The sequence below is a fragment of the Sphingomonas metalli genome (assembly GCF_014641735.1).
GTDB classification, from domain to species: domain Bacteria; phylum Pseudomonadota; class Alphaproteobacteria; order Sphingomonadales; family Sphingomonadaceae; genus Sphingomonas; species Sphingomonas metalli.
This window is the reverse complement of sequence record NZ_BMIH01000002.1, coordinates 538,132-564,429: the sequence shown is the minus strand read 5'-3', so window position 1 is coordinate 564,429 and position 26,298 is coordinate 538,132. Positions and strand designations below refer to the sequence as shown.

Genomic DNA, 26,298 nt, shown 5'->3' with positions numbered 1-26,298 from the left:
ATTTGCGCTCATGGCCAAGAGACTGACATCCGCGACGGCGGCCGATCCGGCCGCCGCGCGGAGCCCGGACGCACGCGAGCGCGACGCCAGCCGCCAGTTCGTGATCTTCCACAGCGCCGGCGAGATGTTCGCCGTGCCGCTGGCCGAGGTGAAGGAGATCATCCGCGTGCCCGACGTGGTGCGGATGCCGCTCAGCCCGGCCGCGTTGCTGGGCCTGCGGGTAGCGCGGGGGAGGCGGTGCCCTTCGCCGGCAGCGATCGCGAGGATGCGGTCGAGGTGGCGGACGAGGACCAGCTCGTCTCCTTCCTGGTCGACGGGCAGGAATATGCGTTTCCGATCGGCGACGTGCAGGAAATCGTCCAGCTGCCGGAGGCGATCACGCCGGTGCCGAACGCGCCCGCCCATGTGCTCGGCGTCACCACGCTGCGCAGCCGCATCCTGCCGCTCGTCTCGCTACGCGCGCTGTTCGGCCTGCATGACCAGGCGCTGTCGGACGCGAACAAGGTCGTCGTCGTCTCGGTCGGCGACGGCGATCGGGGCCGCGTGTCGGTCGGCGTGGTGATGGACATGGTGAAGGCGGTGCTGCGGGTGAACCGCGCGCTGGTGGAGCCGGTGCCGACCACGCTCGGCCAGTCGGGCGGGCAGGGCGACATCCGCGCCATCTGCCGCCTCGACGACGGGCGGCGGCTGGTCTCGGTCCTCGCCGCGGACGGGATGCTTGACGTGGAAGAGCTGCGCACGATGCGCGGCGGCGACGGCGCGCAGGATGCCGCCCAACAGGAGGAAACGGTCGTGATCGACGCCCTTGCCGACGACGCGCAGTTCGTCGTCTTCCGCCTCATGGACGAGGAATATGGCGTGCCGGTCGAATCGGTGCGCGAGATCGTCCGCGTGCCCGAGCAGCTGACCCGCGTGCCGCGCACCCCCGATTTCGTCGAGGGCGTGATCAACCTGCGCGGCACGGTGCTGCCGGTGATCGACCAGCGCCGCCGCTTCGGCCTCGCCGAGATCGAGCGGTCGGACCGCCAGCGGATCATGGTCTTCACGATCGAGGGCCGCGACACCGGCTTCATCGTCGACAGCGTGTCCGAGGTGCGGCGCATCGCCACGCTCGCCATCTCGCCCGCCCCCGAACTGTCGGGCGAGCGCGGCAGGGTGGTGCAGGGCGTCGCCAACCTTCACGACCAGCGGCGGATGATCCTGCTGCTCGACATCGGCTGCCTGGTCGATGCCGAGGAAGAGGTGGCGCTGTCGGCCATCGAAGACCGGCTCGCGGCCTGAGGAGCAAAGGCTCGATGCCCGCGATCCGCGTTCTGGTGGTGGACGATTCGGCGCTGATGCGGCGCCATCTCGTCCAGCTGCTGCAAGGCCAGAAGGACCTGGAGGTCCAGGCCGCGCGCAACGGCGAGGAGGCGCTGGCGCTGGTCGACCGCTTCGACCCGCATGTCGTCACCCTCGACGTCAACATGCCCGAGATGGACGGCATCACCTGCCTCGCCCGCATCATGGTGGGCAGTCCGCGGCCGGTGATCATGGTCTCCTCGATCACCGAGGCGGGGGCGGAGGCGACGCTGCAGGCGCTGAGCCTGGGCGCGCTCGATTATGTGCAGAAGCCGGGGGGCACGATCTCGCTGTCGCTGGATCGGGTCGCCGAGGAACTGATCACCAAGGTCCGCATGGCGGCCAAGGCGGGTCGGCGGGGAGCGAAACCGGGCACTGTCAGCCCGCTCCCCGTCGCCCCGTCGCGGTTCCGCGCGGCAGCGCCCGTCCCCGTGTCCGTGCCGTCGCGGCCGGCGGGCGGGCGCGTAGCGACTGCCGCGGCAGGCGACCCGCCGGGGCTGGTGGTGATCGGCGTCTCGACCGGGGGGCCGCACGTGCTCGAGCAGATCCTGCCGGCGCTGCCCGCGACGCTGCCCTGGCCGGTGGCGATCGCGCAGCATATGCCGCGCAGCTTCACCGGCGTCTTCGCCCGGCGGCTCGACAAGCTCTGCGCGCTCGCGGTGCAGGAAGTGACCGGCCAGGCGACGCTCGCGCCGGGCAACATCTACATCGCGCGCGGCGATGCCGACATGCTGGTCGTCCGGCGCGGCAAGGCGCTGCACCTCGCCTCCGTCCCCGCCAGCGAGGCGCATGCCTGGCATCCCAGCGTCACCCGCCTGGCCGACAGCGCGGGCGAGCATGTGCCGCCCGCACGCATCCTGTGCGTGCAGCTGACCGGCATGGGCGACGATGGGGCGGAAGCGATGGCGCAGCTGAAGCGTCAGGGCGCGCGCACCATCGCGCAGAACGAGGACAGCTGCGCCGTCTTCGGCATGCCCAACGAACTCATCCGCCGCGGCGGCGCATCGGTGGTGCTGCCGACCGGCGCCATCGCCGGCCAGATCGCCAAATGGCTCAATCCGGCGTCGCTCGCCCGCGCGTCATAATCGAAAAGGGACGTCCATGCCGCTCATCAAGGCCCGCCATTCCGGCCCGGAGGAAGACCTGGCGCCCGTCATCACGCGGCCGGGCGACGCCGACGCGCTGCTCGCCGCGCCGACCGCATCCGAACGCCGCGCCGCCGTGCGTCGGCTGGAGGACAGCGTAGAGGGGCAGGCCGCGCTCTGCCGCCGCCTGCCCGACGAGACGGCGGCGAGCGTGCGCGAGGCGATCCTCGCCGCGCTGATCCGCCACCGCTCGCCCGCGATCGCCGCGGCGCTGCTGCCGCTGCTGCGCAGCGAGGATCCGGCGCTGCGCAACGCCGCGATCGAGGGACTGGCCGAGATGCCGGACGAGGTGGCCCCGCATATCGAGGCGCTGCTCGCCGATCCCGACAGCGACGTGCGCATCTTCGCCGCCAACCTGCTGGGCGTGCTGCCCCATGTCCGCGCCGGCGAATGGCTGCTGGCGGCGCTCTCCGACGACCACGTCAACGTCTGCGGCGCCGCGATCGACGGACTGGCCGAGATCGGCGGTCCCGATGCCGCCGATGCGCTCGACGCGGTGCCCGGCCGCTTTCCCGGCCACCGCTTCATCGCCTTCGCCGCCGGTGTCGCCGCACGCAGGATCCGGGGATGCTGAGCGCCGCCGCCACCGCACCGGCCCGCGCCGCGCCGGCCATTCCGCCCGAGGATTACGCCCGCTTCTGCGAATTCTTCTATCGCAAGACCGGCATCATGTTCGGCGACAACAAGACCTATTTCGTCGAGCGCCGTTTGCTGGAGCGGCTGGCCGCGACCAAGAGCGCGACCTTCCGCGACTATTTCACGCTGGTCCGCTTCCAGTCCTCGGGCGAGGAGATGCAGAATCTCGTCAACGCGATGACGGTCAACGAGACCTACTTCTATCGCGAGGATTACCAGTTCGAGGCGCTGGTGCGCCATCTGCTGCCCGAGATCGCGAGGACGCGCGCGCCCAGCGATCCGATCCGCATCTGGTCGATGCCCTGCTCGACCGGGGAGGAGCCCTATTCGATCGCGATGCAGATCCTGGAGAACTGGCCCCAGGCGGACGAACATGCCGTCGAGATCCTGGCATCGGACATCGACAGCCGGGTGATCGCGGAGGCGAAGGCGGGCCTGTACAGCGCGCGCTCGCTGCACCGCCTGTCGCCGACGCTGAAGACGCGGTACTTCGCCGCCTCCGGCGACAGCTTCCGCATCCGGCCGGAGCTGCGCGGCTCGATCGACTTCTCGGTCGTCAACATCGCCGACACGTTCGCGATGCGGAGATTCCGCAACCTCGACGTGATCTTCTGCCGCAACATGCTGATCTACTTCGACGACAGCTCGCGGCGGCAGGCGGTCGAGGCGCTCTACGACAGCCTGCGCCCCGGCGGCTACATCTGCCTCGGCCATTCGGAGAGCATGAGCCGCATCTCCTCCATGTTCCGGCCCCGCAAGTTCGGCGCGACCATCCTCTATCAAAGGCCCTTGGACAATGACTAAGCCCCATAACAACGGCAAGCGCGTCCTGGTGGTCGACGACGGCATGACCACGCGCCTCTATTATCGCGAGGTGCTGGAGGGCGCCGGCTTCGCCGTCGAGGAGGCGGTGAACGGCGTCGAGGGGCTGGAACGCGCCCTGATGGGGGAATTCGACCTCCTGATCGTCGACGTCAACATGCCCAAGATGGACGGCTACGAGATGATCACGCAGGTGCGGATCGACCCTGCGCTGCACGAGATCCCGGTCATCACCATCAGCACCGAGGCCGGCGGCCAGGACGCCGACCGCGCCTATCGCGCCGGCGCCAACCTCTACATGGTCAAGCCCGCTGATCCGGTGCAGCTGACCGAGACGGCGCAAATGCTGACGGGCGTCGAGGCGGTGCGATGAACACCGTCCTCCTCGAGCGCTTCGTCCAGGAGGCGCGCGAGTTGTTGCAGGCGTCGGCGTCGGGCCTGCTGACGCTCGAACGCAATCCGACCGACGCGACCGCGATCAACGAGGTGTTCCGCGCGGTCCATACGCTGAAAGGCTCGTCCGGCCTGTTCGATACGCCGGCGCTGACCCGGCTGGTCCATGCCGGCGAGGATGTGCTGTCGCAGGTCCGCACCGGTGCACTGGCGCTCGATTCCAATCTGGTCGACCTGCTTCTCGACAGCCTCGACCAGGTGGGTGGTTTCATCGACCAGCTCGACCGCGACGGCACGCTGGCGGGCGATGCCGACCGGATCGCCAGCCAGCATGCCGGCGCGCTGCGTGCGCGGCTGGGCGGCGCGGAAAGCGCCGCGCCGGTCGTCGTCGACGCGGTGCTGGAACCCGCGCCGGCCGCGTGGCTGACCGGCTTCGCCGAGCCGCACCGCACCGCCCTGCTGGATCGGGCGCGGGCGGGGGAGGCGATCCTCGTCGTCCGCTACACGCCCGAAGAGGGGTGTTTCTACACCGGCACCGATCCCCTGGCGGCGATGCTCCCCGTCGCGGAGGTGTTCGACCGCTTCCCGCGCCTCGTCCGCGACATCGCCCGCCGGCTCGACAAGCAGGTCGAGCTCGTGATGGAGGGCGCCGACACCGCCGCCGACAAGACGATCGTCGAGGCGCTGGGCGATCCGCTCCTCCATATCGTCCGCAACTCGCTCGACCATGGCATCGAGGAGCCGGCGACGCGCACCGCCGCCGGCAAGCCCGCCGCCGCGACGCTGCGCCTGCGCGCCTGGCAGGACAATGACTGCGTGGTGATCGAGATCGCCGATGACGGGCGCGGCATCGATCCCGTCCGCATCCGCAAGGCCGCGGTCGACAAGGGCCTCGTCACCCGCGAACAGGCCGATGGCCTGTCGGACCAGGAGGCGATCAACCTGATCTACCGCCCCGGCTTTTCGACCGCGGCGGAGATTTCGGACCTGTCGGGCCGCGGCGTCGGCATGGATGTGGTGCTCAGCACCGTCCAGAAGCTGGGCGGGCGCGTCTCGGTCAGCTCGCAACTGGGGCAGGGGACGGTCACGCGCCTGTCGCTGCCGCTCAGCATGGCGGTGACGCGGGTGATGGTCGTCGAGATCGGCGGCAGCCTCTATGGCATCCCGATCGATCATGTCGTCCAGACGACGCGGCTCGACCCCTCCGTCATCCAGCGGATCAAGCATCGCGAGGTCTTCGTGCTGCGCGACGAGGTGGTGCCGTTGGTGCGGATGACCGCGCTGCTCGGCGGGCGTCCCGCCGCGGTCGACCGCGAGCGCGGCGAGGCGGTGCTGGTCTGCCGCTTCGAGGGGCGCACCGTCGGCCTCGTCATCGACGATTTCCGCGAGGGCATGGACGTGATCCTGAAGCCGATGACCGGGCTGCTCGCCGAGGTGAGCGGCTATTGCGGCACGACCCTGCTCGGCGACGGGCGCGTCCTCCTCGTCCTCGATCTGAAGGAGCTGTTGTGATGGCGATCCGCTACACCCGCACGATGGCGCATTGCGAAGGGCGCTGCGCGGTCGAGGAGGCGCTGGACCTCGCCAACTTCCTGCGCGCCAATCCGCGCGCGAAGCTGGCCATGGCGAAATGCACCGGCATGCACGGTGCGCTGTTGCAGGTGGTCCTGGCGCTGCGGCCCAGGATCGCCAGCCTGCCCGCCGATCCGCTGCTCGCCGGCCTGATGGCGACCGATCCGGTCGCGCCGGCCGCCGCCGCCCAAACTTCTGCCTGACCCATCTGAGAGACCGACCGTGGCTGACCCCATCCTGATCGTAGACGACTCCCCCTCGATGCTGATGAGCGTTGCGATCGCGCTCAAGCCGACCGGGCTCGACGTCAAGGAGGCGTCGAGCGGCGAGGATGCGCTGGCGAAGGTACAGGCCGGCTTGAAGCCGCGGATGATCCTGACCGACCTCAACATGGGTGGCATGAGCGGCATCGACCTGGTCAAGGCGGTGCGCGGCCTGCCGGGCATGGGCTTCACCCCGATCGTGCTGCTGACGACGGAATCGCAGGAGGATATGCGCCAGATGGCCAAGTCCGCCGGCGCGACCGGCTGGCTGGTCAAGCCGTTCGATGCCGACAAGCTCGTCGCGCTGGTCAGGAAGCTGGTGCCATGACCCGCTTCGTCCTGCCCGACGGAACCGAGGAGCCGCGCGTCAACCCCTGGCGAATTCCGCCGCCTGCGCCACCTCCGCCGCCGTCGGACGGACACCCGTATAGAGGATGAACTGCTCCAGCGCCTGGAGCGTCGCGACCTCGGTGCCGGTGATGACGCGCTTGCCCGCCGCCCGGGCGGCCTGGAGGAAGCGGGTCTCAGGCGGGTACTGCACCACGTCGAAGGCGATGTCGCAGGCGGCGATCGCGTCGGCGGAGAAGGGCAGTTCGTCCTCGTTGCCGCCGGTCATGCCGATCGGGGTGACGTTGATCAGCAGCGGCGCGCCCTCGGTCACCGCCGCCGCCCAGCCGAAGCCGTAGAGCGCGGCGAGCGCCTGTCCGGCCCCGGCATTGCGCGCGACGATGGTGCCGTCGCGGAAGCCGGAGTCGCGCAGGGCGGCGGCCACCGCCTTCGCCATCCCGCCCGATCCGCGCAGGACGAAGCGCGTCGCCGGATCGATATCGGCGATCAGCGCCACCACCGCCGCATAGTCGGTATTGTAGCCGGTCAGCACGCCATCGTCGTTGACGATGGTGTTGACGCTGTCGATCGCCGCGGCGGACCCCGCCAGCCCGTCGAGCAGCGGGATCACCGCCTCCTTGAACGGCATGGAGATCGCGCAGCCGCGGATCGCCAGCGCCCGGATCCCGCCGACCGCGCCGGGCAGATCGCGCGTGCTGAACGACTTGTAGACATAGTCCAGCCCGCGCAGCTCGTAGAGCCGGTTGTGGAAGCGCGATCCGAAATTGCCGGGGCGCGCCGACAGCGACATGCACAGCCGCGTGTCGCGACCGATCGGGGGCTTCATGGTCATCGCCTCTCGCTAGAGGCTGGCGGCCTTGAGTTCAAACCGCTCCTGCGTGCGGCACCCCTCTCCGCCGCAGCCGCGATGATGCAAACGCACCCGTCTGCCGGCGCAAAGCTACCAGGAACGCATCATCCTGATCGAGGTTAGCTTTGCCGTTTCGCCCAACGTGCAACGGAGAATCTCGCATGGCCATCGCCGCCACCCCCCGACCACGCCCCGCCGCGGCGGCCCGCCGCCTCGCGGCCGAGACGATCGGCACCTTCTGGCTCGTGCTCGGCGGATGCGGGGCGGCGGTCCTGTCGGCGGGCGCGGCGGTGCCCGGGACGATCGGCCTGCTCGGGGTCGCACTGGCGTTCGGCCTGACGGTGTTCACCATGGCCTTCGCGGTCGGCTTCATCTCGGGCGGCCACTTCAACCCGGCCGTGAGCGTCGGGCTGGCGGTGGCCGGCCGGTTCCCGGTCCGCGACCTGCCCGGCTATATCGGCGCGCAGCTGGTCGGCGGCGCGCTCGGCGCGGCGGCGGTGGCGCTGCTCGCCGCGGGGCAGCCCGGCTTCGATCTGGTGCAGAGCGGGCTGGCGGCCAATGGATATGGCGCGCACTCGCCCGGCGGCTACGGCCTCGCCAGCGCCTTCGTGGCGGAGGCGCTGCTGACCGCGGCCTTTCTGGCCGTGATCCTGGGCGCGACCGACGAGCGCTCGCCGACCCCCTTCGCGCCGCTGGCGATCGGACTGGCGCTCACCCTGATCCACCTCGTCTCGATCCCGATCACCAACACCTCGGTCAATCCGGCGCGCAGCACCGGGCCGGCGCTGCTCGTGGGCGGCTGGGCGCTGTCGCAGCTCTGGCTGTTCTGGGTCGCGCCGATCGCGGGCGCGGCGGCGGCCGGACTGATCGGTCGCTGGCTGTTCGCGCACGAGGCCGCCGAACAGTCGCCCGGCCCGATCGGCGACATGCCGGTCGAGCTGATGGTGGAAGGGGAGCGGGCGGGGCGGTGACCCGCCGTTCCTGGGCGGGCTGAGATCACCCTGCCCCGTTCGTGCCGAGCGAAGTCGAAGCACAGGTGAGTCGCAGGCCCTTCGACGTCGCTCAGGGCAAACGGTCGGGAATGGGTGAACCTCGCGTCCGGCCCTACCGCAACGACTCGATCCTGTAGGTGGCGGCATAGCCGACATGGTCGGACAGCATGTCGCCCTCCGCATCGCGGCCGAACGGGGTGGCGATCGCCTGCGCCGCCAGTCCGATGCGCGTGCCGTCATAATGGATCTGCCAGTCGCGTGCGCGCATCAGCGACCATTGCGCGTCCGCGTTGAGGCGTCCGGTCGGGGCGATCTCGCGCAGCGCGTCGCGGCCGGGCTCGCCATCGTCCCAGCGCTGCGCCGCCGCATCGAAGCGGGTACGTCGCGGCAGGACGGGGCCGACGTTCATGTCGCCGCTGACGATCATCGGGCGGTTCGGATCGTGTGCGGCGGCGATGAAGGCGCCCAGCCGGCCGAGCTGGCGATCCCAGGCGGCGTCGGCGCGGGCGATGTCGACCCCGGATGCGCCGCGACTGTTGAGGTGGGCGGTGACGATGTCGACCGCGCCGCGCCCGCCCGGCAGCTGCACGGCGGCGATCATCGCTCCCTTGGCGGCGAGGCAGTCATAGCCGGCGCAGTCGAAGGCCGGAAAGCTCAGCCGCCGCACGTCGCGGATCGGCAGGTCGGACAGGATGGCAAGGCCGCTGCCCAGCACCTTGCCCTCCGTCTCGCCCGCGCTCCAGCGCGCGTCGGCGGCGAAGGCCCGGTCCGCAGGGGTGACAGGCGCGTCCGGCGCGGCATCGGCGCCCGCGCCCAGCGCGACATGCCGGTAGCCGGTGGCGGCGATCATCGCGCGGGCGTCGTCGGTGAACGCCTCCTGCAGCACGACGATGTCGGGCGCCGTGCCGTCGAGCCGCATCTGGCGCAGCTGCCGTCCGATCTGCGCCAGCGCCGCGCCGCGCCCGGCGGCGATCGGCCAGGGCAGCCCCTTCACGTTATAGGTCATCACGGTCAGCCCGTCGGCCGTCCGCGCCATGCCCGTCATCGCCGGCGCGCGCGCCAGAACACCATTACCCGCGGTCTGCGACGCCAGCAGAACCGATGCCGCGCACAGAATAGCCGCCCGTGCAAACAGAGACATGATCGATCCCTCCACCCGACCATGAGACGATACGCGGCCGCCTAATCCGCAGCGGTTGCGGGAAAATGACGGATATTTAGGAAAACCTTGGGGCTGGCCTTTTCAGCTTATTTCGCAACGGCTTGGGGCTGAACGAAGAGTGGGGCGTTTCCGGCTTGCGCGGCGATTCCGCCGCGGGAGACGAGCGATGAGCGAGCTGGAGACGTCGCGCCGGGGCCTGTTGGGCGGCGCCGCGCTGGGATTGGCGGCCGGGGCCGCGGGCGCTGCGGGCGCCGCGGCGCAGGGGAGCGCGGGCGGCGGCCGGCCGCTGCGCGACCCGCGCACCGCCTATCGGCGCGAGCCTTTCCCCGAACAGCGCCAGCCCTGGCCCGCGCTGACCAGCAAGATGAACCCGCGGCCGGATCATGGCGAGACGAGCTATCGCGGATCGGGCAAGCTGGCCGGGCGGCGGGCGCTGATCACCGGCGGCGACAGCGGCATCGGACGCGCGGTGGCGATCGCCTTCGCCCGCGAAGGCGCGGACGTCGCGATCAACTATCACCCCAGCGAGGAGAGCGACGCGCGCGAGGTGCGCACGCTGATCGAGCAGGCGGGGCGCAGGGCGGTGCTGCTGCCTGCCGACATCCGGACGCTGAAGGCGTGCGAGGACACCGTGCGCCGCGCCATCGCGCAGCTCGGCGGGCTCGACATCCTGGTCAACAACGCGGCCTATCAGCAGTCCAAGGCCGATATCTCGGAAATCACCGACGAACAGTTCGTCCGCACCTACGAGACGAACATCTTCCACGTCTTCCGCTTCAGCAAGGCGGCGATCCCGACGCTGCCGCCGGGCGGGGTGATCATCAACACCGCCTCGGTGAACAGCTACGATCCGGGCGAGGAGCTGATCGACTATGCCTCGACCAAGGCGGCGATCCTCAACCTGACCAAGGGCATGGCCAAGCAGCTCGCCAAGAAGGGCATCCGCGTCAACGCGGTCGCGCCGGGCCCGATCTGGACGCCGCTGCAGGTCGCGGGCGGGCAGCTGTCGGGCAAGATGGGCGAGTTCGGCCAGGACACGCCGCTCGGCCGCGCCGGCCAGCCGGCGGAGCTGGCGGCGCTCTATGTCACGCTCGCGTCCGACGAGGCGAGCTTCTCGACCGGGACGGCGGTGGGGGCGCATGGCGGGAAGGGAAATCCGTAAGGCATCTCCGCGTCAATCCGGCGAAGGCTGGGGCGGCGGTTAAGGCTTAGTAGATCGGTTCCTGGTGCAACATGATCTCGGGATGCTCCGCCCCCAGCCGTTCGCCCTGAGCGTAGTCGAAGGGCCTGCGACCCACCGTGCTTCGACTTCGCTCAGCACGAACGGACAAAGAACGACGTCTCTAGTTACAGGACGGTCACCATAAGGCCGTCTCAATACGCCTCCGCCGATCCGCTCGCGTCGAGCTGCGCCAGGAACGCCTGGGCCTGCGCCCGCGTCGCCGCCTGTTCCTCCGCCGCCATCCGGTCCCAGCTCCGGTATGGCATGGCCAGCCGCCGGTTGTCGCCGAGCCTGTCGCGGTGGCGGACAAGGAAGTCCCAGTACAACGCATTGTACGGACAGGCATCCTCGCCGGTCCGCTTGCCGACATCGTAACGGCAGCCGCGGCAGTAATCGGACATGCGATTGATGTACGCGCCCGACGAGACGTAGGGCTTCGACCCGACCAGCCCGCCATCGCCGAACTGGCTCATCCCCAGCGTGTTGGGCAGTTCGACCCATTCATAGGCGTCGAGATAGACCTCCAGATACCATTGATGGACCTGCTTCGGGTCCGCGCCGATCAGCAGCGCGAAATTGCCGATCACCATCAGCCGCTGGATGTGGTGCGCATGCGCGGTGGCGAGCGTCTGGCCGAGCGACTCGGCCAGGCAGCGCATGTCGGTCTCGCCGGTCCAGTACCAGCCGGGCAGGGCGCGACGATGGTCCAGATGGTTGCGGTCGACATAGTCCGGCCCCTCGCGCCAGTAGATGCCGCGCATGAACTCGCGCCAGCCGATGATCTGGCGGATATAGCCCTCGACCGAATTGAGCGGCGCCCGCCCGGCCCGATATTCCGCCTCCGCCCGGCGGCACAGGTCGAGCGGGTCGAGCAGCCCCGAATTGATATAGGGCGACAGGATCGAGTGCCACAGGAAGCGCTCGCCCGCGAGCATCGCATCCTCGAAGTCGCCGAAGCGCGGCAGGGCGTGGGCGAGGAAGTGCGCCGCCTGCCGTTCTGCATCCGCCGCCGTCACCGCATAGTAGAAGCCGGCAAGGCTGCCGGGATGGTTGCCGAACCGAGCCTCGACCAGCGCGATGACCTCCTGCGTGACGGCATCGGACGGGAAGGCGAGCGGGCGGGGCATCAGCAGGTCCGCCTGGGCCGGCTTGCGGTTCTCCTTGTCGAAGTTCCACCGATCGCCCTCGGGCTTGCGCCCGTTCATCAGCAGCCCGGTCTTCTGCCGCATCTGGCGATAGAAGAACTCCATCGTCAGCGAGGCGCGGTCTTCCGCCCAATCGGCGAACTCGGCGTGCGAGCAGACGAAGCGCGTGTCGGGGTGGATCTCGACCGGAAGGCCGAACAGCGTCTCCCAACTGTCGAGCATCGCGGCGACGCGCCACTCGCCCGCTTCGGTCACGACGATACGGTCCGGGCCATGGCGGGCGACCGCGCGGGCGACCTCGCCGGTGAAGCTGCCGCAATTGTCCGGATCGTCGAGGCGGACATAGTCCACCTGCCATCCCGCCGCGCGCAACGCCGCCGCATGATGGCGCATCGCCGACAGGATATAGACGAGCTTGGTCTTGTGGTGGCGGACGTAGCGCGTCTCGTCCGCCACCTCCATCATCAGCACGACGCCGTCGGCCGGGTCCGCGCCCCGCAATGCGGAGAGGTCGGGCGAAAGCTGGTCGCCCAGCACCGGGATCAGGACGGTCATGCGGGGCGAACGCGAAACCACGCGCCCGCGTTCAATGGCCGAGCGCCGTCAGCACCGCATCGAGCTTGGGGGCTTCCGACCGCGGCTGCCCGGCATATTCGCGCAGCCCCCAGGCGCCGAACTTGCCGATCGGACCGGTGGCGGAGAAGAGGACGAGCAGGTCGTCGTCGTTGGCGGCGATCGCCTGCGGGATGTAGTCGGCATAGAGCGCGCCCATGCGGGGATCGCGGTTGAGCCCGGCGACCACGTCAACATTGTCGGCGACGATGTGCTGGCCGCCTTCATAGGAGATCAGCCGCAAACCGAATTCCTTCGCAACGGCTCGATTCTGCGGCTGGATACCAGTCAGGATCCGGACCATGTCCGCGCGCAGCAGCGGAAACAGGCGATCCGGATCGGTTACGCCGGGATTGGCCGGAATGACCGCAGCGCCGAAATAGGGGGCAACGGCCAGGGCGTCGATCAATCCGGACCGGCCGAGACCGCTCTCGCGCAGCACGACATTGGCTGTCCATGGATTATCCTGCTGGGTCGCGGCGACGCGGATGAGCTGGCCGGGTCGATCCCTGAACACGTCCGTCCAGATGCGCATCAGCTCGGCGGTCCGGCGGGCATATTGGAACAGCCCGCTCTTGAAGGCGTCTCCGTCGCTCGACAGATTAACGGCCGCGCCTTCACGGTTTGCCTGAGCGGCGGCGGCGAACGCGAAGTTCCACACCTCGTTGGACAGTTCGACATAGACATGGCGATCGGCCGGGGTGGCGTCGTGGATCAGCTGCGCCATGCGCCGCTGATAGTCCTCATCGGCATTGTAGCTTACATTGTACCAGCCGTCCGCCTGCGCCGCCGCGGCGAGCGCGACCTGATGCTCGAGCGGCATGCCATCGCTGCCCGACAGCGTCAGGTCGTCGGGCTGCGTCCGGGTGGTCCAGCGCCATTGGCCGTTGCCGTTGACGCCGGAGGCGTCGAGGAAGCGCAGCGTCCCGAAATTGCGGTAATAGGCGACGACCTCCGGCAGGAAGAGATCGGTCAGCCCGACATGCGCGGCGGCGCGGCAGTCGAGATTGCGGATCGGGTCGGCGCGGTCGCTCGCCATGATCTGCAGCCACGTCATCTTGGTCATGTCGCGATTGGGTACGAAGGTCATCTCGTACCGTCCGCGACGCTCCACCACGCCGGCCGCGGAGTTGCCGCCGATCGTCACCCGGCCCTTGCCGGCCCAGGTGCAGACGACCGGTACGGCCTGAGTCTGGCTGCCGAGCGGCGGCTTGATGATCACCAGAGGCTGATAGGCGGCGGAGATCAGCTCCGCCTTGGGGATGCCGTCCGGGCCGAGATCCTCGCGCTTGGCATTGGCCCAGCCGGGCGCGCGCCATTCCGCGCCGCGGAGCAGGTTCACATAGGTCTGGTCGCCGCTCCACCAGGCACCGGGACCGGCGATGTTGATGCCCAGCTGGGCGCGGCGCGTGGTGGGCTTCGCGGCCAGCGGCCAGGCGCGCGGGCCGGCTGCGACGACCGGTTTGGAGGGGCGGACGGGTGGCGGCACGGGCGTGGCGGCGGCCGGCGGGTCGATGATCGTCGCGGCGGTCGTCTCGCAATGTTTGGGCGTGCCGAAGGCCGGGTCGCCAAAGCCGCCATTGCCGCAGGCGATGGAGCCGGTGACCAGCTTCTCCGACCATTTCCCGGCCGCGCCGTAGCGGACGCGCGCGCGGCCGCCGATCCGGCATTGGCCGCCTTCGTTCGCGCAGAGCCGCCAGTCCGCGGGGCGGCCGGGCGCAGCGGCCGTGCGCCTGGGTGCCGGGGGCGCCGCCGTCGCCAGGCCCGCGACCAGGAGCGGGGCGGCGGCGAGCAGCAGCCGTGGGAGCGGTCGACGGGCGCGGATCATGGACGGGGTTCCCGAAATGGTTCGCGGCCATGATAGCCCGCCGCCGGCCGGGCGGAAGCCCGATCGGGGCGAACCGGTCCCGCAAGCCGGTCCGTCCGCCCCTCGGCCCTCCGGTCAGCGCGCGAGTTCGACGTCGAGCGGCCTGCCCGTCAGTGGGATCGTATATCCGCCACGCACCGTCGTGCCGGTCAGCGGGCGATAGGGCAGGCCGCCACCGGGCGCCTCGACGATCAGCCGCGCTGCCGGCGTGACGGCGGTGGCGGGATCGAGGGTCAGGGTGATGCGGCCGGTGGCGGGCGCGTAGCGGACGCCGGCGATCTTGCCCGCGTCGAGCGTGATCCAGGCGCCGGCCGGCGCGATGAACAGCCGGCTGCGCGCCCCGTCTCGCGGCACGACCGTCACGACGCCGTCCTCCTCGCGCAGATTGCCGCCATAGGCGAGCCAGCCGAGCTCTGCGTCCTTCACCACATAGGTCGCGGCGGCGATGGCGTGGCCATAGAAGCCCATGCCATAGTCGCCCGAATAGGGGTCCCAGCGCATCATGTCGGGCGCGGAGTGGAAGGCGGCGGATGAGAAGCCGTCGCGGTCGATATTGGTGATCCCGCCCATCAGCCCGCCATAGGCGACCCGCAACAGATGCATGTCGGCCGGGTCGCGGCGGAAGGCGTCGAACAGCGGCACCGCGTTCAGCGTCGAGCCGTAATGGTGCAGCTGCCGCTCGATCCGCGGATATTTGCCGCCATAGAGGAAGTCCCAATAGCGGCGCGCATTGCCGTTATAGCCCCAGCTCGGGATGGCGGGATCGTAGCCCAGGATCACCTCGCGCGTGATCTCCGCCTGCGGCCGGTAGCCGAAATAGCGCATCCAGGCATAGACTTCGGGCTGGCCGGTGGAGTCCCACGCCATCTCGCTGCCGAAGGGGTATTGCAGCGTGCGCCAGTGATCGGCGCGGCCGCGCATCAGCCGCTCCATGCCGGTAGCCTCTTCCGTCATCCCCTCGCGCTTCAGGTCCCGGAGGATGTCGAGGAAGACGTCGCCCTCCATCAGGCCGAACTGCGCGTAATGGGGCGCGTCGCGCATCATCGCGACGGTCGTGCGGTATGCCCAGCCGAGATAGAAGCGCCAGTCGTGCCGCGTCACCAGCCCGGGATGGTTGCGTGCGATCCGGTAGAGCACCCAATGGCCGATCGCGACATGCGGATAGTTGTAGGCGCGGCCGAGATCCTCGGCCCCCTTGAAGTCCCAGCTGGTCCAGCTCTTCCACTTGTCCGCCGGAAAGGCGCGATAGGCGTCGGGGAATTTGGCGGGATCGTAATAGAACAGGCTCTTGCGCACCGCGCCCGCGGTCGGGCCGGCATCGTCCTGCAACCGGCCGAGCACGGTCTCGTCGATCAGCCGCTCGAGCCTGGCGACCTCGGCCGGATCGGGATTGTCGAGCTGCTTCGCCATCGCCGCGACCCAGCTGCCCGCGCCGCCCTCGTCGCTCATCCCCGCGATCCATACGCGCGGCTCGGACGCGACGATCGCATTCGCCTCGCGATCATAGGTCAGGATGGCGGGACTGCGGCCGAAGGGATCGCCCTTCCCCTCGAACCACTGTTTGGTGGTCGAGAAGCGGCCCAGATCCGCCATGACGCGCTCGAGCGGCTTGGTGACGTAATAGCTCACCGTCTGGACGCTGCCATCGGCATAGCCGATCGACAGCCGGGCGGGACCCCAGCCGGTGCCGCGCACCGCGAAGCGCCGCCAGCCCTTGACCGTGCCGGCCGGGTTGACCGTCAGCGCGTCGGCGGGCGACACCTCCATCCGCACGACCGCCGCCGGCGCGCGCAGGAACAGGCTCGCTTCCATGTCGGTCGGCACGACATAGCCGGGCACGCCGACCGCGACCGGCCGCCCCGCCGCCGCCAGCGTCGCCTCGATCCCCCGGATCTTCGGCGACAGGACGAGGCGGACGCCGACGCTCCGCCGCTCGCCGGGGGCGAGGGTGAAGCTGGTCGGCACGTTCCACTGCTCGCCCGCCTTGGCCCATTCGCGCTCGGCAAAGCCCTTGCTGGCGACGGTCCAGTCGTAGAAGCCTTCGGACGTCTGGCCGCGCGGGCTGTGGTCGGTAAAGCTCTCGTCCTTCGCCGCGCTGTCCTGCAGGATCGGCCGCCAGGCTTCCAGCGGCGATCGGCCATCGGGCAGGACGAGCAGTGCGGGACCGGCCCCGTTCAGCCGCGTGACCTGGAGATAGCCGGCGTCGCGCCCGATATAGGGATCGACGAAGCTCGCCTGCGCATGCGCCTGGTCGAGCGAGCGATCGGTGATGATGTTGTCGAACACCATCGGCATGCCGAGCGCACCGATCTCCACCGCCGCGCTGCCGGTGTTGACCAGCGTGAAGCGCAGCACCGGCACGCCGCGATCGTCGATCCAGTGCCGCTCCACCCGGATCGGCAGACCGGGGCCCATGGTTGCGGTGATATCCGCCGCGGCGAGGATCGGGCCGCCGGCGGGCAGGGGCGTGACCGGCCGGCGCGCGCTGGCCGAGGCGAAGTCCTGCCACGCGCCGCCCGCGACGCGCAGCCGCAGATGCAGGTCGCCGAGATGGACATAGCCGTCGCCCGACCGCTCCGCCTCGCGGCCGGAGGGCAGGAAGTCGAAGCCCGGCGCGCTGTCCGGCCGCAGGCTGGCGAGCGTCTGCGTGTCGCGGCGCAGCGCGAGCACGAAGCGGCCGACCCGGTGGCGGATAACCGGCACGGGGCGGATCGCCGGCATGGCGGCGGCCGGTCGGACCGGCGCTGCCATCGCCCCGCCGACCATCGGCGTCAGCAAGGCCAATGCCGACCATCCGGCCATACCCCATCGCGTCATCGTCGTTACTCCCGCTGCCCGGTCGCCATATCGTATACGAAAGCGGTCAGCCAGCCCGTTGTGAACATCGGGTCGCGCGCCATCCGCCGGGTCGACACGGCAGCGGCGAAAACTATGCTGGGCCGGCCATTTGAGGGACCGATCCGATGACCATCCGCTCCAGCACGATCGACGCGGTCGACACGATCATCCTGCCGCCCGTGCGCGATCTGGGCGACGGCTTCACCGTTCGCCGCGCGCTGCCCTCGGCGCACCGGCGGATGGTCGGGCCGTTCATCTTCTTCGACCAGATGGGGCCCGCCGCCTTCCGCGCCGGCGAGGGGCTCGACGTGCGGCCGCACCCGCATATCGGTCTGGCGACCGTCACCTATCTGCTCGACGGCGAGATCCTGCACCGCGACAGCGTCGGCTCGGTCCAGCCGATCCGTCCGGGCGAGGTCAACTGGATGACCGCGGGCGCGGGCATCGTCCATTCCGAGCGCACCGCGCCGGAGGTGCGCGCCGCCGACGCGTCGCTGTACGGGCTCCAGACCTGGGTGGCGCTGCCCGAACGGCACGAGGAGGCTGCCTCCAGCTTCGCGCACCACAAGGCCGGCGATATTCCCCGGACCGACGCGGACGGGGTGGCGATGACGGTGATCGTGGGCCGGCACGACGGGCTGGTCTCGCCGGTCGAGACCTTTTCGGACATGGTCTATGCCGACCTGACGCTGGCGCCGGGCGCGCGCTACCAGCTGCGCGCCGAGCATGTCGAGCGGGCCGTCTACGTCCTCTCGGGCGACATCGGTGCGGAGGGGCAGACCGGCGCCTTCGCGGCGCACGAGCTGGTCGTCTTCAAGCCCGGTGCCGAGATCGTGCTGACGAGCGAGCGCGGCGCGCGGCTGATGCTGATCGGCGGCGAACCGCTGCCGGAGCAACGCTACATCTACTGGAACTTCGTCTCCAGCCGGCCGGAGCGGATCGAGCAGGCAAAGGAGGATTGGCGACAGCGCCGCTTCCCCGGCGTGCCCGACGAGCACGAGTTCATCCCGCTGCCCGACGATCCGCCCGCGCCGGTCCGCTATCCCTGAGCGTCCGGCGCCATCAGCCGATATGCAGTTCGGTCGTGCCGTGCGGCACCGCGATGCTGGCGGCGGTGGCGACCGGAGCGTCGGGGCGTGAGACCGCCGCGACGGTGCGGACGTCGGTCTGCCAGCGTTCCGGGGTGACGTCGCAGACCAGATAGCCGCGCCGGTCGTTCTCGAATCGCAGGAAGGGGTTCCCGGCCATGATCCGGTCGGTGCCGGCCCGGCGGTCCGCCCCGTCCCCGCCCGAGGAGATCGACGTGGCGACGAACTCGACCGCCACCGCCTCGCCCCGGCCGCCCGCGCGCCGCAGCTCGCCGGCGAAATTCTGGTGTTCGTCGCCGGTCAGCACCACCGCGTTGCCCGCCGCCGACAGCTGGGCGAGGAAGCGTTCCCGCGGGGCGTCATAGCCGCCCCAGCTGTCCATGTTGCGGATCGGCGCGGGCTCGTCTCCGGTGCGGCGGTCGAGCGGCATCACCATCACCTGCTGCGCCAGCGCGTTCCACCGCGCGCGCTTCTCGGCCAGGCCGCGCGCCAGCCACGCCTCCTGGGTCTGGCCGAGCACCTGCGCCTTCTGGTCCAGCACGCCGGCGCAGACCGTCTGCAAGCCGTCGCCGCAGGGCTGGTCGGTGCGGAACTGGCGCGTGTCGAGCAGGTGCAGGTCGAGCAGCGTGCCAATCCGCGCCCGGCGATGGACGTGCATCCCGCCCGGTCCCGGAAACGACGCGCGGCGGAACGGCAGATGCTCGTAATAGGCCTGGAACGCCGTCGCCCGGCGCAGCGCGAAGATCTCCGGCGGGGTGTCGTCCTGATCGATGCTGCCCGTCCAGTTGTTGTCGACCTCGTGATCGTCGAAGGTCGCGAACCAGGCGGCGCTGGCATGCGCGGCCTGCAGGTCCGGGTCGAGCTTGTACTGGGCGTAGCGGCGGCGATAGTCGTCGAGGTCGTAGATCTCCTGCCCTTCGTGCATGCGCAGGAAGGGGGCGGTGGCGCCGCCCTGCTCGCGGCCCTGCGGCGTGCCCCGCCCTTCGTAGATATAGTCGCCATAATGATAGACGAAGGCGAGGTCCTCGTCGGCGAGATGGCGATAGGCGGTGTAGAGCCCGTCCTCGTAATTCTGGCACCCGGCGACCCCGAACCGGATCCGGGCGAGCGCGGCGCCCGGCAGGGGCAGGGTGCGGGCCCGTCCGGTGGTCGACCGCTCCCGCCCGACGAGGAAGCGATACCAATAGGGACGGTCGGGCTGGAGCCCGGTCAGCTCGACATGCACTGCATGGCCGAGTTCGGGCCGGGCGAGCGCCGTGCCCTTGGCGGCGATCGTCTGGAACTTCGCGTCGCCGGCGACCTGCCACTCCACCTCGACCGGGGCCATCGGCATGCCGCCATGCCGCTCGAGCGGCTCCGGCACGAGTCGGGTCCAGATGACGAAGCCGTCCGCCGCCGGCTCCCCCGCGGCGACGCCGAGGCGGAAGGGATAGGCCGTGAACAGCTGCTGCCCGCGCAGGATGGCCGGCGCCGCGACCAGCCCGGCGGCGAGGCCGCCGATGATCGCACGGCGGGAGGGGAGAAGGATCGACATGGACCGGTCGCTGCGCCGCGCGCGTGACAGGGGTATGACGGGAAAGGGCGGCCGGGCTGCGGAAGCCCGTCGTCATGCCGGACGTGTTCCGGCATCCACGGCACCGCGGATGAGCAACCCGTTGATCTCGCGGAACGGTGGATCCCGGAACACGTCCGGCATGACGACTGAAAGAGAGCCCCGTCGCGGCTGTCGCGACGGTCCCGCCCACCCCGGGATGACGTTTAGCGGACCGCCGGAGAGCATCCGCCCTAGATCTGCACGAACCGTCCCAAATCGGTAACCGTCATCGAACTGTCACGCGATTGTCGCGGATCGGGCCGAAGAGGCGGACATGGTCGCCCTCTCTCCCGACGCATCGCACCACAGCCAGCCGAGCCGCGCGCAGGCGCTCGACGGGCGACTCCACCCCGCCAGGCGGGCGGTGTTCCTGGCGCTGCTGGTCGGCGGTCTGCTCTATGCCGGCGCCAGCATCCTGTTCGATACGCAGCAGGTCGGCGAGCAGCTCGCCTTCGGCGTCTTCCTGTTCCTCGGCCTGGCGCTGGTGATCGCGCTCGGCTTCGAGTTCGTGAACGGCTTCCACGATACCGCCAATGCGGTCGCGACGGTGATCTACACCAACGCGATGCCCGCGCAGGTCGCGGTGGCCTGGTCGGGCTTCTTCAACTTTCTCGGCGTGATGACCTCCAGCGGCGCGGTCGCCTATGCGATCGTGACGATGCTGCCGGTCGATCTGGTGCTGCATGTCGGCAGCGCCGGCGGCTATGCGATGATCTTCGCGCTGCTCCTCGCCGCGGTCGGCTGGAACCTCGCGACCTGGTATGTCGGGCTGCCCAATTCGTCGAGCCACGCGCTGATCGGGTCGATCCTGGGCGTCGGCCTCGCCAACCAGCTCTTCTCCGGCCAGCCCGGCGGCACCGCCGGCGTCGACTGGAGCCAGGCGCAAAAGGTGCTGTACGGCCTGTTGTTCAGCCCGCTCGTCGGCTTCCTCGGCGCGTTCGTGCTGCTGCTCGTGCTCAAGCGCATCGCGCCGGACCCGGCCCTCTATCGCGAGCCCGCCGCCGATCGGCCGCCGCCGCGCGGCATCCGGGCGCTGCTGATCTTCACCTGCACCGCCGTCAGCTATGCGCATGGCGGCAATGACGGGCAGAAGGGCATGGGCCTGATCATGCTGATCCTGATCGGCTGCGCCCCGACCGCCTATGCGCTCAACCGCACCATGCCCGAAAGCGCTACCGCCGCCTTCGTCCAGACGTCGCAGGCGGCGGAGCAGGCCTTTGCGCGGATGGCCGGCGGCGACCGCCTGGCGCCCGATGCCGCGCGGGCGGCGCTGACCGACACGCTGCGCGCGCGCCATGTCGAGGGCGCGCGCACCTATGCGGCGCTCGGCGGCCTGTCCGGCGACGTGGCGGAGCGGATCGCCGCCTATGGCTCGCTCGGCAAGGTGCCCGCGGCGGCGACGCCGAACCTGCGCAACGACATGTATCTGGTCCATGACGCGACCGCGCTGGTCCGGAAGGACGAGACGGCGCGTGCGCGCATGTCGGCGGCCGAGCTCGACGCGGTCGGCCACTATGCCGACGGGCTGGAACAGGGCACCCGCTACATCCCGCTCTGGGTCAAGGTGGCGGTGGCGCTGGCGCTGGGGCTGGGCACGATGGTCGGCTGGCGGCGGATCGTGGTGACGGTGGGCGAGAAGATCGGCAGCACCCACCTGACCTATGGCATGGGCGCCTCGGCCGAACTGGTCGCCGCGGCGACCATCCAGCTGGCCGACTATTTCGCCGCGCCGGTCTCCACCACGCACATCCTCTCCTCCGGCGTCGCCGGCGCCAGCGTCGCCAACGGCGCCGGCCTCCAGCGCCGCACGGTGCGCAACATGGCGCTGGCCTGGATCCTGACGCTGCCGGCGGCGATGCTGCTGGCGGGCGTGCTGTACTGGGTGCTGCTGACCGGGGTGCGCGCGGCGGGATTGTAGACGCGACGGGGCCGATCCGCGCCGGCCTCCTGTCACCTCGCCGACGCGACTTCGTCATGCGGCTGCAAGATCATGCCGCCAGACGGTCCCGAGAGGGGCCGGAAGACGCCCCTGATATACAGGGACTCCTTCCATGAAGATCGTCACGCTCCTCGCCGGCGGCACCGCCGCGCTCGCTCTCGTCCCGGCACCCGCAACCGCGCAATCCGTCCTGCCGACCGCGTCCGCCCCTGCCCCTGCCGCCGCCCCGGCCGCGCCGGTCGAGGCGGAGGGCGGCGAGGCCTCGTCGGACATCGTCGTGACCGGGACGACCGTCACCCGTTCGGTGACCCAGATCAGCGGCGCGGAGATCCAGGCGATCCTGCCCGGCACCAGCCCGCTCAAGGCGCTCCAGACGCTGCCGGGCGTGACCTATCTGACCGCCGATCCCTGGGGCATGAACGAGCAGAACATCTCGCTCTTCATCCACGGCTTCAACGCGCAGCAGCTCGGCTACACGCTCGACGGCGTGCCGCTGGGCGACCAGCAATACGGCAATTACAACGGCCTGTCGCCGCAGCGCGCGATCATTTCGGAAGATGTCGGACGGGTCGTGCTCGCGTCCGGCGCCGGCGATCTCGGCACCGCCTCGACCAGCAATCTCGGCGGCACGATCGACACCTTCTCCAGCGATCCGCGCCGCGACTTCGGCGTAACCGTGCAGCAGGTGGTCGGCAGCTACGACGCGGTGCGCAGCTATGCGCGCATCGACAGCGGCGACATCGGCCAGAACACCCGCCTATATGCCTCGGGCGTCCGCCATCGCGCCCGCGCCTGGGACTTCAACGGCAAGCAGGGCGGCTGGCAGGCCGATGCCAAGCTGGTCCATGATGATGCGGCCGGCAAGCTGACCGCCTATTTCGCCTATTCGGACAAGACCGAGCCGAACGAGGACGCGACCGTCGTCGCCGCGAACCAGGCCTATCAGCCCTATACCCGCCCGTTCCTCTACCCGAACGTCCAGCAGGCGCTGGCCTATTATAACAATCGCGTGCCGTATAACGGCGCGGCGAGCTATGCCGCCGCGGGCAGCAACTACAGCAACTATTACAGCGACGCGCAGCGCACCGACTATCTCGGCTATGCCAAATACGACTGGACCGTCGCCAACGCGGTGACCTGGTCGAACCAGATCTACTTCCACCACAATGACGGCGTCGGCGTCGTCGCCGGGCCGATCACCGCGGCGGGGCTGCCGCTGCTCTTCTCCTTCTACTATCCGGGTGCGGCGGGCAGCAGCCCGACCTCGGCGGCGAACCTCGCGCGGCTGTCGACGATCTTCGGCGGATCGGGCATCGCCACCCGCACCACCGAATATCGGATCGACCGGGTCGGCGGCATCTCCACGCTCCGCGCGGAGATCGGCAACCACCAGATCGAGCTGGGCGGCTGGTACGAGCATCAGAGCTCGTCCGCCTATCGCCGCTGGTACGCCTTCGACGTCAACGCGCCCAGCTCGCCCTATGCCCGCCCGCTCGATCAGGCGCGGCCGCTGATCACCCAATATGGCAGCGAGATCCGGGTCGAGGTGATCCAGGCGCACCTGCAGGACGCCTGGCGCATCCTGCCGACCCTGACGCTCCAGGCGGGGTTCAAGAGCACCTTCCAGCGCGCGCGGCAGACCGTGGCGGTGCAGCCGATCCCGGGCTCCTTCACCGGATCGCGCGAGCTGCCGGTCGGCCGGATCAACACCGACAAGGGTTTCCTGCCGCAGGTCGGCCTGTTGTGGGATGCGACCGGGCACGAACAGCTCTTCGCCAACGCCCAGCAGAATATCCGCCAGTTCCAGACCAGCGCGGCGGCAGGACTGTCGCCCTTCGCGCTGGGCAGCCAGACGCTGTTCGACTTCTTCAAGGCCAATACCAAGCCCGAGACGAGCTGGACCTATGAGGGCGGCATCCGCACCCGCCGCACCCTCGATGCCGGCCCGCTGACAGGGATCGAGGCGCAGGTCAGCTACTATCACGTCGACTTCTCGAACCGGCTGCTGGCGATCAGCCCGACCACGACGATCACCGCGATCGTCAGCGGCGCGCCGATCATCGCCAATGTCGGCGATGTGCGCACCGACGGGATCGATGCGGCGGCGACGCTGCGCTTTGGCGACGCCTTCACCCTCTACAACGCGCTGTCCTACAATAATTCGCGCTACGCCGACGACTATCGGGTCGGGTCGGCGCAGACGGTGGTGCCGACCGCGGGCAAGAAGGTCCCCGGCTCGCCCGACTGGCTGAACAAGACGGTGGCGACGCTGCGCGGCGACGCGATCGAGGTGCAGCTGATCGGAGACTATATCGGCCGCCGCTATGCGACCTACACCAACGATCTGAAGGTGCCGGGCTATTTCACCCTCTCGGGCCGCATCGCCTTCGACTTGCCGGTGTCGGGCGAGGGGCTGGCCAAGGCGCTGACGGTCAGCCTCAACGTCACCAACATCACCGACAAGAAGGCGGCCTCGACGCTCAGTGTCGGTGCGGCCTCCGGCACCTATAACTTCTTCCCGGTCCCGCCGCGCCAGGTCTTCGCGACGATCCGGGCGGGGTTCTGATCCCCGCTGCGCCGATAGGGTGCCGGCGACGGGGCTCACGCCGCTCGGTCGCCGGCGACCGCCCCGTCGTCGTCGGTCGGCTTCGCCTTCGCGTGACGACGGCTGGCATCGCGCAGCACGTCCTCCATCTCGAACAGCAGCGCGCGGCCTGGTCACGAGATCGGGAAAAGCGCCTAAGCGATACACTCTTCGCCGATCATCGGGGTCGGTTCGACAGGGCTTGATCGCCTCGAACGGTCAGCCGTGCCGCAATGGCGATCCTACGGATCGAAACGCACCGAGTCGTCGTTCTCGTCGTCCAGGGACGGGTAGCCGATCGGCTTGTCGCCAAAATGCCGCCGCAAGGCCCGCTGGCTTCGGACGAACAGCTCCTCGTCGGGATCGATCTGGTCGGGATAGATATAGGCCACGTCGAACCGGCCGTCGCGAAGGACATATTCCAGCTCGGCCCACCTCTCTGGCCCAGGCTGCGCCTCCCAATAGTCCAGCAGTGCGAAAGATAGATCGGAATTTTTCGGCCAGCGGAAGAGGATGTGGTTCCCTAGATCTTTGTAGATACATTCCGCAATGGCGCCCGGTTCCATTCGCGCGTAGAGAAAGCTCCGTGCATCGGGATAGTCGGGATCCTGCATCAGATATCGCCCGAATGCTTCGAGAGCCTCGTCGTGGTCGCCCTTACCCATGATGCGCCCGCCCGGTTTCATTGGAGACCTTCTGGCTGCTCTTATGGCCATCGACCTGCCACCATACATTGATTGCAGACGGTCGAACGGACGTTCCACCAAATTCCGGAGCGATCTTGACGGATACGGCATGGCCCAGCCGCTTGCTGCGTGCCCATTCGTCCTCAAGCCGTCGATAGACGCCGCGATTGAACTTTGCATCCTGCGCGAAGTGATTGAACGCATCGGTCGGACCGTTGAAGCGCGCGGCGATATAATGGCCGCCGTCGTCGCTCGCTCGCCGCTCCGCGCCTCCCGCCTGGCGTTGCGCCGTACGAGAGCGAAGAGGCATGCTGGCCATCGTCAACGATCCGGTCACCCGACGTGTCCGCTCGCGTGAGTCGATCAGATAGGTATAGCCGTTGCGTGTGACGGAATGCAGATGTTCATCAGAGGAGGGTCCGGCCTCGGCATTTGGTTTCTGCACCCCGCCGCGAACCGTCGGCCCGCTGATCGACGATTTGGAAGTCGGCTTTATATAACGATGACCGAAAAAATCGGGCCACCCCGGCCCGGTCGCTCCTGCGCCACCGAAATCGCCGCCGCCGCCGCCGGTAAAGCCGCCGCCGCCCCAACTGCCCGACGGCGCCCTACGGGCGGGTCGATCAGCAGCCCGCGCAAAGGAAGCCGCCGCGCCGGGGCGTGTCCGGTGACTTGCAGACGATGAGGCGCTGGTCTGGCTCTCAGCGCCGCGTTTGCCGCCGCCGACTTGCTTGCCGCTCACGCCATCCGGCGGACCCTTGTGCGATCCGCCGGTCGTCGTACCCCCATCCGCGAAGGTGAAGCGTCCGCTCCGAGGATCGTGATAGGGATTGAACTTCAGTTCGCGCCCGTCCGCCCCGCGGGCCGTCGCAATACGCCCGGTCCGCAACCACCCCACAAAGGCTCGCCGTCGTTCGTCGCTCGATGTCGTCATCATGCCGCCCGCTCCCTGTCAGCAGCGGGAACATTTGAGCAACATATCCCAACAAAGCAAGCGGGCCGAGTGCACGCGACGGCCATCGATCCGCACGCATCGGCGGAGTTGATGTCAGGAACAGGAAAATGGTGCCCAGAAGAGGACTCGAACCTCCACGACCTTGCGATCGCCAGCACCTGAAGCTGGTGCGTCTACCAATTCCGCCATCTGGGCACGGGGTAGGCGGCGGCCTTTAGGGGTGGCTGGCGAGCCTTGTCAACCG

At 69.5% G+C, this 26,298-nt stretch carries 21 protein-coding genes, 1 tRNA gene and 1 pseudogene; 14 read left to right on the top strand and 9 right to left on the bottom strand.

The features are described 5' to 3' along the window. Positions 1–10: 10 nt before the first annotated feature. From IEX18_RS18860 to IEX18_RS08760, 9 genes and pseudogenes are all read left to right on the top strand, one after another. Positions 11–184, top strand: a pseudogene (locus IEX18_RS18860) (hypothetical protein); the annotation flags it as partial. 53 nt (positions 185–237) lie between these two features. Next, a complete protein-coding gene (locus IEX18_RS08795; protein ID WP_229664459.1) occupies positions 238–1,281 on the top strand; it encodes a chemotaxis protein CheW in 1,044 nt (347 codons plus the stop codon). Positions 1,282–1,295: 14 nt separating this feature from the next. Then, on the top strand, positions 1,296–2,426 hold the full coding sequence (gene cheB / locus IEX18_RS08790; protein ID WP_188658336.1) for a chemotaxis-specific protein-glutamate methyltransferase CheB: 1,131 nt from the start codon (positions 1,296–1,298) through the stop codon (positions 2,424–2,426). A gap of 16 nt (positions 2,427–2,442) precedes the next feature. Continuing rightward, a complete protein-coding gene (locus IEX18_RS08785; RefSeq protein WP_188658335.1) occupies positions 2,443–3,060 on the top strand; it encodes a HEAT repeat domain-containing protein in 618 nt (205 codons plus the stop codon). Next, positions 3,054–3,926 (top strand): CheR family methyltransferase, encoded by an 873-nt coding sequence (locus tag IEX18_RS08780; RefSeq protein WP_188658334.1) that lies wholly within the window; start codon positions 3,054–3,056, stop codon positions 3,924–3,926. The genes IEX18_RS08785 and IEX18_RS08780 overlap by 7 nt, the downstream gene beginning before the upstream one ends. Beyond that, positions 3,919–4,317: a response regulator gene (locus IEX18_RS08775; protein WP_188658333.1), complete on the top strand. Its 399-nt coding sequence runs from the start codon at positions 3,919–3,921 to the stop codon at positions 4,315–4,317. The genes IEX18_RS08780 and IEX18_RS08775 overlap by 8 nt, the downstream gene beginning before the upstream one ends. Next, entirely contained in the window at positions 4,314–5,849 is a 1,536-nt protein-coding gene (locus IEX18_RS08770) for a chemotaxis protein CheA (protein WP_188658332.1), read from the top strand. Before IEX18_RS08775 ends, IEX18_RS08770 begins: the two co-directional genes overlap by 4 nt. Beyond that, positions 5,849–6,112: a hypothetical protein gene (locus tag IEX18_RS08765; protein ID WP_188658331.1), complete on the top strand. Its 264-nt coding sequence runs from the start codon at positions 5,849–5,851 to the stop codon at positions 6,110–6,112. The genes IEX18_RS08770 and IEX18_RS08765 overlap by 1 nt, the downstream gene beginning before the upstream one ends. A 19-nt stretch (positions 6,113–6,131) precedes the next feature. Beyond that, positions 6,132–6,500, top strand: coding sequence for a response regulator (locus IEX18_RS08760; RefSeq protein ID WP_188658330.1), 369 nt, complete (start codon positions 6,132–6,134; stop codon positions 6,498–6,500). A 39-nt stretch (positions 6,501–6,539) separates the two neighbouring features. Here IEX18_RS08760 and IEX18_RS08755 read toward each other — a convergent pair whose 3' ends face one another. Continuing rightward, complete coding sequence (locus tag IEX18_RS08755) at positions 6,540–7,352, bottom strand: shikimate 5-dehydrogenase (protein ID WP_188658329.1); 813 nt, start codon at positions 7,350–7,352, stop codon at positions 6,540–6,542. Positions 7,353–7,531: 179 nt separating this feature from the next. On the opposite strand from IEX18_RS08755, the gene aqpZ reads away from it, so the two are divergent. Continuing rightward, a complete protein-coding gene (aqpZ, locus tag IEX18_RS08750; RefSeq protein WP_188658328.1) occupies positions 7,532–8,341 on the top strand; it encodes an aquaporin Z in 810 nt (269 codons plus the stop codon). A 133-nt stretch (positions 8,342–8,474) separates the two neighbouring features. On the opposite strand, the gene IEX18_RS08745 is transcribed toward aqpZ, so the two are convergent. Further along, positions 8,475–9,503: an endonuclease/exonuclease/phosphatase family protein gene (locus IEX18_RS08745; RefSeq protein ID WP_188658327.1), complete on the bottom strand. Its 1,029-nt coding sequence runs from the start codon at positions 9,501–9,503 to the stop codon at positions 8,475–8,477. Positions 9,504–9,690: 187 nt separating this feature from the next. On the opposite strand from IEX18_RS08745, the gene IEX18_RS08740 reads away from it, so the two are divergent. Next, the gene (locus IEX18_RS08740) at positions 9,691–10,686 is read left to right on the top strand and encodes an SDR family oxidoreductase (protein ID WP_188658326.1); all 996 of its coding nucleotides are present in this window, start codon (positions 9,691–9,693) and stop codon (positions 10,684–10,686) included. A 212-nt stretch (positions 10,687–10,898) separates the two neighbouring features. Here IEX18_RS08740 and IEX18_RS08735 read toward each other — a convergent pair whose 3' ends face one another. From IEX18_RS08735 to IEX18_RS08725, 3 genes are all read right to left on the bottom strand, one after another. Beyond that, positions 10,899–12,446: a cryptochrome/photolyase family protein gene (locus IEX18_RS08735; protein WP_188658325.1), complete on the bottom strand. Its 1,548-nt coding sequence runs from the start codon at positions 12,444–12,446 to the stop codon at positions 10,899–10,901. Positions 12,447–12,477: 31 nt separating this feature from the next. Next, positions 12,478–14,331: a hypothetical protein gene (locus IEX18_RS08730; RefSeq protein WP_188658324.1), complete on the bottom strand. Its 1,854-nt coding sequence runs from the start codon at positions 14,329–14,331 to the stop codon at positions 12,478–12,480. Positions 14,332–14,445: 114 nt separating this feature from the next. Beyond that, positions 14,446–17,187, bottom strand: a complete 2,742-nt coding sequence (locus IEX18_RS08725) for a DUF5695 domain-containing protein (RefSeq protein ID WP_188658323.1) — start codon at positions 17,185–17,187, stop codon at positions 14,446–14,448. A gap of 146 nt (positions 17,188–17,333) precedes the next feature. On the opposite strand from IEX18_RS08725, the gene IEX18_RS08720 reads away from it, so the two are divergent. Further along, a complete protein-coding gene (locus tag IEX18_RS08720; protein ID WP_188658322.1) occupies positions 17,334–18,257 on the top strand; it encodes a pirin family protein in 924 nt (307 codons plus the stop codon). Between the two features lie 13 nt (positions 18,258–18,270). Here the strand turns inward: IEX18_RS08720 and IEX18_RS08715 are convergent, their stop codons facing one another. After that, entirely contained in the window at positions 18,271–19,830 is a 1,560-nt protein-coding gene (locus IEX18_RS08715) for an alkaline phosphatase D family protein (protein WP_188658321.1), read from the bottom strand. 334 nt (positions 19,831–20,164) lie between these two features. Between IEX18_RS08715 and IEX18_RS08710 the strand changes: the two genes are divergently transcribed. Both IEX18_RS08710 and IEX18_RS08705 read left to right on the top strand, forming a co-directional pair. Next, positions 20,165–21,808, top strand: a complete 1,644-nt coding sequence (locus IEX18_RS08710) for an inorganic phosphate transporter (RefSeq protein WP_188658320.1) — start codon at positions 20,165–20,167, stop codon at positions 21,806–21,808. A gap of 133 nt (positions 21,809–21,941) precedes the next feature. Beyond that, positions 21,942–24,395 (top strand): TonB-dependent receptor, encoded by a 2,454-nt coding sequence (locus IEX18_RS08705; RefSeq protein ID WP_188658319.1) that lies wholly within the window; start codon positions 21,942–21,944, stop codon positions 24,393–24,395. Between the two features lie 260 nt (positions 24,396–24,655). Here the strand turns inward: IEX18_RS08705 and IEX18_RS08700 are convergent, their stop codons facing one another. The 3 genes from IEX18_RS08700 to IEX18_RS08690 all read right to left on the bottom strand — a co-directional run bounded on the left by IEX18_RS08700 (position 24,656) and on the right by IEX18_RS08690 (position 26,249). Beyond that, positions 24,656–25,078, bottom strand: coding sequence for a hypothetical protein (locus IEX18_RS08700; protein ID WP_188658318.1), 423 nt, complete (start codon positions 25,076–25,078; stop codon positions 24,656–24,658). Next, positions 25,071–26,036 carry a DNA/RNA non-specific endonuclease gene (locus IEX18_RS18595; RefSeq protein WP_229664458.1) on the bottom strand — a complete coding sequence of 322 codons (966 nt, stop codon included), beginning with the start codon at positions 26,034–26,036 and terminating at the stop codon, positions 25,071–25,073. The genes IEX18_RS08700 and IEX18_RS18595 overlap by 8 nt, the downstream gene beginning before the upstream one ends. Positions 26,037–26,162: 126 nt before the next feature. Further along, a tRNA-Leu gene (locus IEX18_RS08690) sits at positions 26,163–26,249 on the bottom strand. Between the last annotated feature and the right edge of the window lie 49 nt (positions 26,250–26,298).

What these genes read in the sequence shown, in the direction of transcription:
- IEX18_RS08755 (WP_188658329.1), bottom strand. Translation starts at nt 7,352, where the DNA reads ATGACCATGAAGCCCCCGATCGGTCGCGACACGCGGCTGTGCATGTCG.
- IEX18_RS08720 (WP_188658322.1), top strand. Translation starts at nt 17,334, where the DNA reads ATGACCATCCGCTCCAGCACGATCGACGCGGTCGACACGATCATCCTG.
- IEX18_RS08775 (WP_188658333.1), top strand. Translation starts at nt 3,919, where the DNA reads ATGACTAAGCCCCATAACAACGGCAAGCGCGTCCTGGTGGTCGACGAC.
- IEX18_RS08735 (WP_188658325.1), bottom strand. Translation starts at nt 12,446, where the DNA reads ATGACCGTCCTGATCCCGGTGCTGGGCGACCAGCTTTCGCCCGACCTC.
- IEX18_RS08705 (WP_188658319.1), top strand. Translation starts at nt 21,942, where the DNA reads ATGAAGATCGTCACGCTCCTCGCCGGCGGCACCGCCGCGCTCGCTCTC.
- IEX18_RS08745 (WP_188658327.1), bottom strand. Translation starts at nt 9,503, where the DNA reads ATGTCTCTGTTTGCACGGGCGGCTATTCTGTGCGCGGCATCGGTTCTG.
- IEX18_RS08785 (WP_188658335.1), top strand. Translation starts at nt 2,443, where the DNA reads ATGCCGCTCATCAAGGCCCGCCATTCCGGCCCGGAGGAAGACCTGGCG.
- cheB (WP_188658336.1), top strand. Translation starts at nt 1,296, where the DNA reads ATGCCCGCGATCCGCGTTCTGGTGGTGGACGATTCGGCGCTGATGCGG.
- aqpZ (WP_188658328.1), top strand. Translation starts at nt 7,532, where the DNA reads ATGGCCATCGCCGCCACCCCCCGACCACGCCCCGCCGCGGCGGCCCGC.
- IEX18_RS08780 (WP_188658334.1), top strand. Translation starts at nt 3,054, where the DNA reads ATGCTGAGCGCCGCCGCCACCGCACCGGCCCGCGCCGCGCCGGCCATT.
- IEX18_RS08700 (WP_188658318.1), bottom strand. Translation starts at nt 25,078, where the DNA reads ATGGGTAAGGGCGACCACGACGAGGCTCTCGAAGCATTCGGGCGATAT.
- IEX18_RS08770 (WP_188658332.1), top strand. Translation starts at nt 4,314, where the DNA reads ATGAACACCGTCCTCCTCGAGCGCTTCGTCCAGGAGGCGCGCGAGTTG.
- IEX18_RS08710 (WP_188658320.1), top strand. Translation starts at nt 20,165, where the DNA reads ATGGTCGCCCTCTCTCCCGACGCATCGCACCACAGCCAGCCGAGCCGC.
- IEX18_RS08730 (WP_188658324.1), bottom strand. Translation starts at nt 14,331, where the DNA reads ATGATCCGCGCCCGTCGACCGCTCCCACGGCTGCTGCTCGCCGCCGCC.
- IEX18_RS08725 (WP_188658323.1), bottom strand. Translation starts at nt 17,187, where the DNA reads ATGACGCGATGGGGTATGGCCGGATGGTCGGCATTGGCCTTGCTGACG.
- IEX18_RS08715 (WP_188658321.1), bottom strand. Translation starts at nt 19,830, where the DNA reads ATGTCGATCCTTCTCCCCTCCCGCCGTGCGATCATCGGCGGCCTCGCC.
- IEX18_RS18595 (WP_229664458.1), bottom strand. Translation starts at nt 26,036, where the DNA reads ATGATGACGACATCGAGCGACGAACGACGGCGAGCCTTTGTGGGGTGG.
- IEX18_RS08740 (WP_188658326.1), top strand. Translation starts at nt 9,691, where the DNA reads ATGAGCGAGCTGGAGACGTCGCGCCGGGGCCTGTTGGGCGGCGCCGCG.
- IEX18_RS08765 (WP_188658331.1), top strand. Translation starts at nt 5,849, where the DNA reads ATGGCGATCCGCTACACCCGCACGATGGCGCATTGCGAAGGGCGCTGC.